Here is a 4,270-nt window from a genome sequence, read left to right on the forward strand (position 1 = left end):
ACCATGATCAATGCAGCGGCAACAGCTGCATATTTAAACCAGACCATTTTGGTTTCTTTGCCATAGTTGTTTGGACTGCTGATCTTTTTATCGATGGCAGTTTTAATATTTTCCTTTAAATGGAGATAATTACCTTCATTTTCTTCATTAATAAGGTCTTCATTCTCTTCAAACATATCGTAATAGGTTTCAAGGAATTTAATCTCTTTACTATTTGCTTCTTTTTTCCTGTATTTCTCTAAAATTTCAAGAAAATATTTTTTTTGAGCGTCTTTCATGGTCTGGTCTATATAGAATAGAGTCTGAAATTCTAAAATAGCCCACGCCGTTGCAAAATATTTTTTGTTTTTTTGAATCTGTGGTATTTATTACTGTCGGAATTTGAACTACCAGACAGAATACATCGCAAAAAGGAGGTGAAAAACCAGAAGTGATGTTCTTAGTGCGGCCAGAGCTTTGCCGAGTTGGTTTCTTACGGTTTTAGGGGAAATGCCCAACTGATCTGCGATTTGCTGACTGTTCATATCTTGCTCGAAACGCATTTTAAAAATGATCCGCTGTTGGGTTGGCAATGTATCTACCAATTCATTAAAGGCATCCAGGAATTCCTGATGGAGCATTCCCGCATCCGCACGATCATGTTCATCGCTTATATTTTCAATGGTATCGGGGAGTGGACTTTGTTTGCCCTGCTTTTCAAAATATTTAAAAACTCCATTTCTGGCAGAGGTATGCAGATAGGCAGCCAGATTTTCAATCGGGGATGTTGTGCCTCTGGTCCATAACTGGACAAACACATCCTGGGCAATGTCCTGGGCTTGCTGTTCGTCGTTTAGCCTTTTATATGCAGCATTATATATTTGCTTCCAATGCCGGTTATACAGCGCATCGAAAGCAGGCCTGGACCCTTTACTTAGCTGGAGCAAAAGTTCGGTATCGTTCGCATTGTATAAACTATCCTGAAGCATCTTAACTGATCAAACTGCTGGTAAGTTATCATTTTATCGCTTTCCCTGCAAAGAAAAAACGTATTACCAATGAATTGCCGGTCATGCAACCCTTGTTTTATTAACACTTTGAGCGTTCTTCAATCCAATGCCAGTAAAAAAATTTTCGGATAATTAAAAATTTGTGTATTATTGCAACATGAACATGACATCAATACAAAGCTTTATACCGCAGCCGATTTATCGGAGAGGATAAGCTATGTATTGAATAAAAATATTTAAAACAGAGAATCCTCTTAGATAAGTCTAAGGGGATTTTTTGTTTTAACAAGATTTTTTAGAGTAATATATCAATTGGTTAGATTACCTGCTTTGGGAGCAGGAGGCTCCCGGTTCGAGTCCGGGTTACTCTACACATTTTCCTGTGGTGCAATGGTAGCACGTCTGATTTTGGTTCAGAAGATTGTGGTTCGAGTCCATGCAGGAAAACATAGGTAACAGAAAATTAAAATATGAAAACAACATCAATACAAAGCTTTATACCGCAACCGATTTATCGAAGGGGATAGCTATGTATTGAATTTAAATATTTAAAACAAAAAGTCCTCTTAGATAAGTCTAAGGGGACTTTTTGTTTTAACGGAAATTTTTAGAGTAGTATATCAATTGGTCAGATTACCTGCTTTGGGAGCAGAAGGTTCCCGGTTCGAGTCCGGGTTACTCTACAATAAAAATGGAAATATAGCTCAATGGTTAGAGCAGTACTCTTATACGGTATCGGTTAAAGGTTCGAGTCCTTTTATTTCCACATGGTTTTCATATAATACTTCAGCCTGGAGAGTCTTGGTATGCTCAGCGTTTCTTAGAGAACAGCCACTTCGGTATATCTTCGCCGAGAAGTGCCGTTGAAACGATATTATCGTGTGTTCTGTTTTCAAAGATCCAGTATCTGGTTTTCCGGTATTGGTTGATCTCCTGATATAGTTGTTCACTCCCGGAAAATGGGTTTTCGGTATCCTTTTCTCCATGGATTAGCCATATAGGAACATTCTTAAGTGAGTCTGTATGATCAAACTGTGGTACACCAGCAATAGCTACGGCTGCTGCAAACTTATCTGGCTTAAAATTAAGGAGATCAATGACTGATGACCCTCCCATAGAGTAACCTACAAGATAAATCCTGTTTTCATCAATATTGTATTCTTTCTTTATGGAATCGATCAGATCTACAATAGCGAACAGTTGAGGTTCTGCCTTTGAAGTGAGTATCCCCTTTTTGCTATCTGGGGCATATATAGTGGGGCGGGTGGCGAATTGTGGGGCTACGATATATCCCTGAAATTTTTCTCTTATATTTTTCTCGAGCCAGATTCTGGCCAATGGTTCCAGCTGATTTTTATTGTCAGATCCTATCCTGCTTGAATTATGAAATGTAATGATCAGTGGATATTTTTTCGACGGCTGATTGTTATAGGGAGTTAATAAGCGATAAGGTATGCTCTGATTACTCTTGGTTAAAAAGGATCGGTAGAGAAAATCCTGATCATTTAAGCTGTTAAGTAATTTTTTAGACTCCAGTGTGGCTACGCTGTCGTTCTTAAAAGGTATGACGCTCGTTCCATAGTTTTTATAGGAAGTTTGGCAGGATGGTAATGTACATAACGTGAAAATCAACGCAGTGAAATAGAGATGAAATCCATAATATTTACGCCAAATGGTGTGTGTTTTCCTCATTTTATTTGTTTCTTAATTTTTACAAACCTATAGTTACTTATCACAAGGTACAAACCAAAAGAAAACAATATATCTATAACTAAATACAACCATTTGAACCATTTCAAAGTACTGCAATCGTTACATTTTCCTCCTGTGTCTTGCATAAAAAACAAAAGGAAAACCAATTTTTGTAAGGCCATCGCTTACCCCACTGTAGTCACTTAAAAGGACCGTTAGGGTAATAAATATACAAGGCGTTGGAATTGGTATTCGTCTTATTAATTTCTGTTTCCTCATAAGAGGGTACCGCTGCTTTCCTATTCAAATCTACTTGTTATCTGGAATGGAGTATAATTACATAAAGACCGACTCCTAAGGTCTAGGAATGAAAGTTGTTCTTAAATAAGCAGATGTACCAAGAACAGGAAGCAATACTATAATAGCAATCCACACAATCTTATGTAAGAGACTGAGCTTGTTATTTTTTAGAGTTTTAACAATGCCATATATAATATAAATCAATACAACAGCCAATAATATAAATTGCCCAATTATCATAAACGCGAATATATTAAGTAACAATAGACTTCAACTTAACAAATGGACTAGTAAAATCATCATTGGAATGATAGAGCGTGTTTAGTATATTTTCTTCGTTTATCATGAGGGTTAATTTTAACTTTTACATCTCTTTAAATCCAGATACTTAGTGCAGCATCTTAATCTATAAGTCTAGTTAAATTTGAAAATACATATTTTAAATTACCTGGCATCTTAAATGATTTAGGAACAGAAATTACAACTATTTCAGGTACATCCTTTCTGATGTTCTCTTTCATAATGCAAAAATTCTCATACAATTTTTCTTTAGCAAAATCAGGAATTTTACTACAGGTTTCAAAAACACATAGCGTATCTCTATTCTCTATGTTTTCGCAGATATAAAGGTTTGCATTGGTTATTTTGCCACTACAAACTGATTCATTAGGATATGTTTCCAAAATTTTCAACCAGTACATTGCAGATTTCCCAGGTCAGCTCTTTTAAAATCTTTAACATATAAATCCCTTTTTTGTAAGTCAGGTTTCTCAGAACATCCGCCTATCATACAAACAAAAAAGGCCAAAGTGCAAAAAGAGATTATATTTTTTATTTTTTGTGTCATTCTTTAGCCGAGCTAAGCTGTTAAATTGAACAAAGAAATCTCATACATTCTATTTTGTCACTTCGCTAAAAGAAATCCTGTTTCCAAAAGGATCATACACTGTAACCAGAATCTCATTATCGTCCCACTCAGGCACCATTATACCAGGACGGTTGTATTTATATTCCTGATCAAGAAGTTGCCGATGATAGTCTTTTAGAGACTTAAACTCCTCAATCCGCAAATGTGCTCCAGGACTGGAATCACCATGATGCTCTGATAAATGAAATACAATATCCCGCAGCGAGATCTGCATATAAATCGGAGACCCTTCCGGGCTATGCTTCCAATCTATTTTGAAACCAAGCCAGTCTACATAAAACTCAATTGCTTTATGATAATCGAACATCCGGAGGATAGGTATTATCAGTGCCATATAAAGATTTTTATAATTTCACTAATC

Annotated in this window: 5 protein-coding genes, 3 tRNA genes and 1 pseudogene; 3 read left to right on the forward strand and 6 right to left on the reverse strand. The window is 36.1% G+C overall.

Annotation, left to right across the window (positions count from 1 at the left end):
• Nucleotides 1-278 (reverse strand): annotated as a pseudogene (locus tag DBR11_RS17425) (FecR family protein); the annotation flags it as partial.
• A gap of 108 nt (nucleotides 279-386) precedes the next feature.
• Complete coding sequence (locus DBR11_RS17430) at nucleotides 387-968, reverse strand: RNA polymerase sigma factor (protein WP_108553925.1); 582 nt, start codon at nucleotides 966-968, stop codon at nucleotides 387-389.
• A gap of 318 nt (nucleotides 969-1,286) precedes the next feature.
• Between DBR11_RS17430 and DBR11_RS17435 the strand changes: the two genes are divergently transcribed.
• The 3 genes from DBR11_RS17435 to DBR11_RS17450 all read left to right on the forward strand — a co-directional run bounded on the left by DBR11_RS17435 (nucleotide 1,287) and on the right by DBR11_RS17450 (nucleotide 1,755).
• Nucleotides 1,287-1,360: transfer RNA gene (locus DBR11_RS17435), tRNA-Pro, on the forward strand.
• Between the two features lie 238 nt (nucleotides 1,361-1,598).
• Nucleotides 1,599-1,672, forward strand: a tRNA-Pro gene (locus DBR11_RS17445).
• Between the two features lie 10 nt (nucleotides 1,673-1,682).
• Nucleotides 1,683-1,755: transfer RNA gene (locus DBR11_RS17450), tRNA-Ile, on the forward strand.
• A gap of 44 nt (nucleotides 1,756-1,799) precedes the next feature.
• On the opposite strand, the gene DBR11_RS17455 is transcribed toward DBR11_RS17450, so the two are convergent.
• The 4 genes from DBR11_RS17455 to DBR11_RS17475 form a co-directional block, all read right to left on the reverse strand.
• Nucleotides 1,800-2,681: a prolyl oligopeptidase family serine peptidase gene (locus DBR11_RS17455; protein ID WP_108553926.1), complete on the reverse strand. Its 882-nt coding sequence runs from the start codon at nucleotides 2,679-2,681 to the stop codon at nucleotides 1,800-1,802.
• A gap of 354 nt (nucleotides 2,682-3,035) precedes the next feature.
• Nucleotides 3,036-3,221 (reverse strand): PLDc N-terminal domain-containing protein, encoded by a 186-nt coding sequence (locus DBR11_RS30645; RefSeq protein ID WP_108553928.1) that lies wholly within the window; start codon nucleotides 3,219-3,221, stop codon nucleotides 3,036-3,038.
• Nucleotides 3,222-3,382: 161 nt separating this feature from the next.
• Nucleotides 3,383-3,664, reverse strand: a complete 282-nt coding sequence (locus DBR11_RS17470) for a hypothetical protein (RefSeq protein WP_146186572.1) — start codon at nucleotides 3,662-3,664, stop codon at nucleotides 3,383-3,385.
• 213 nt (nucleotides 3,665-3,877) lie between these two features.
• Nucleotides 3,878-4,243, reverse strand: a complete 366-nt coding sequence (locus tag DBR11_RS17475; RefSeq protein ID WP_108553930.1) for a glyoxalase superfamily protein — start codon at nucleotides 4,241-4,243, stop codon at nucleotides 3,878-3,880.
• Between the last annotated feature and the right edge of the window lie 27 nt (nucleotides 4,244-4,270).

The sequence above is a fragment of the Pedobacter sp. HMWF019 genome (genome assembly GCF_003061025.1).
Taxonomy (GTDB): domain Bacteria; phylum Bacteroidota; class Bacteroidia; order Sphingobacteriales; family Sphingobacteriaceae; genus Pedobacter.

Excerpts from the sequence above, each read along its gene's own strand:
- DBR11_RS17430 (WP_108553925.1), bottom strand. The coding sequence starts at position 968 with ATGCTTCAGGATAGTTTATACAATGCGAACGATACCGAACTTTTGCTC.
- DBR11_RS17455 (WP_108553926.1), bottom strand. The coding sequence starts at position 2,681 with ATGAGGAAAACACACACCATTTGGCGTAAATATTATGGATTTCATCTC.
- DBR11_RS30645 (WP_108553928.1), bottom strand. The coding sequence starts at position 3,221 with ATGATAATTGGGCAATTTATATTATTGGCTGTTGTATTGATTTATATT.
- DBR11_RS17475 (WP_108553930.1), bottom strand. The coding sequence starts at position 4,243 with ATGGCACTGATAATACCTATCCTCCGGATGTTCGATTATCATAAAGCA.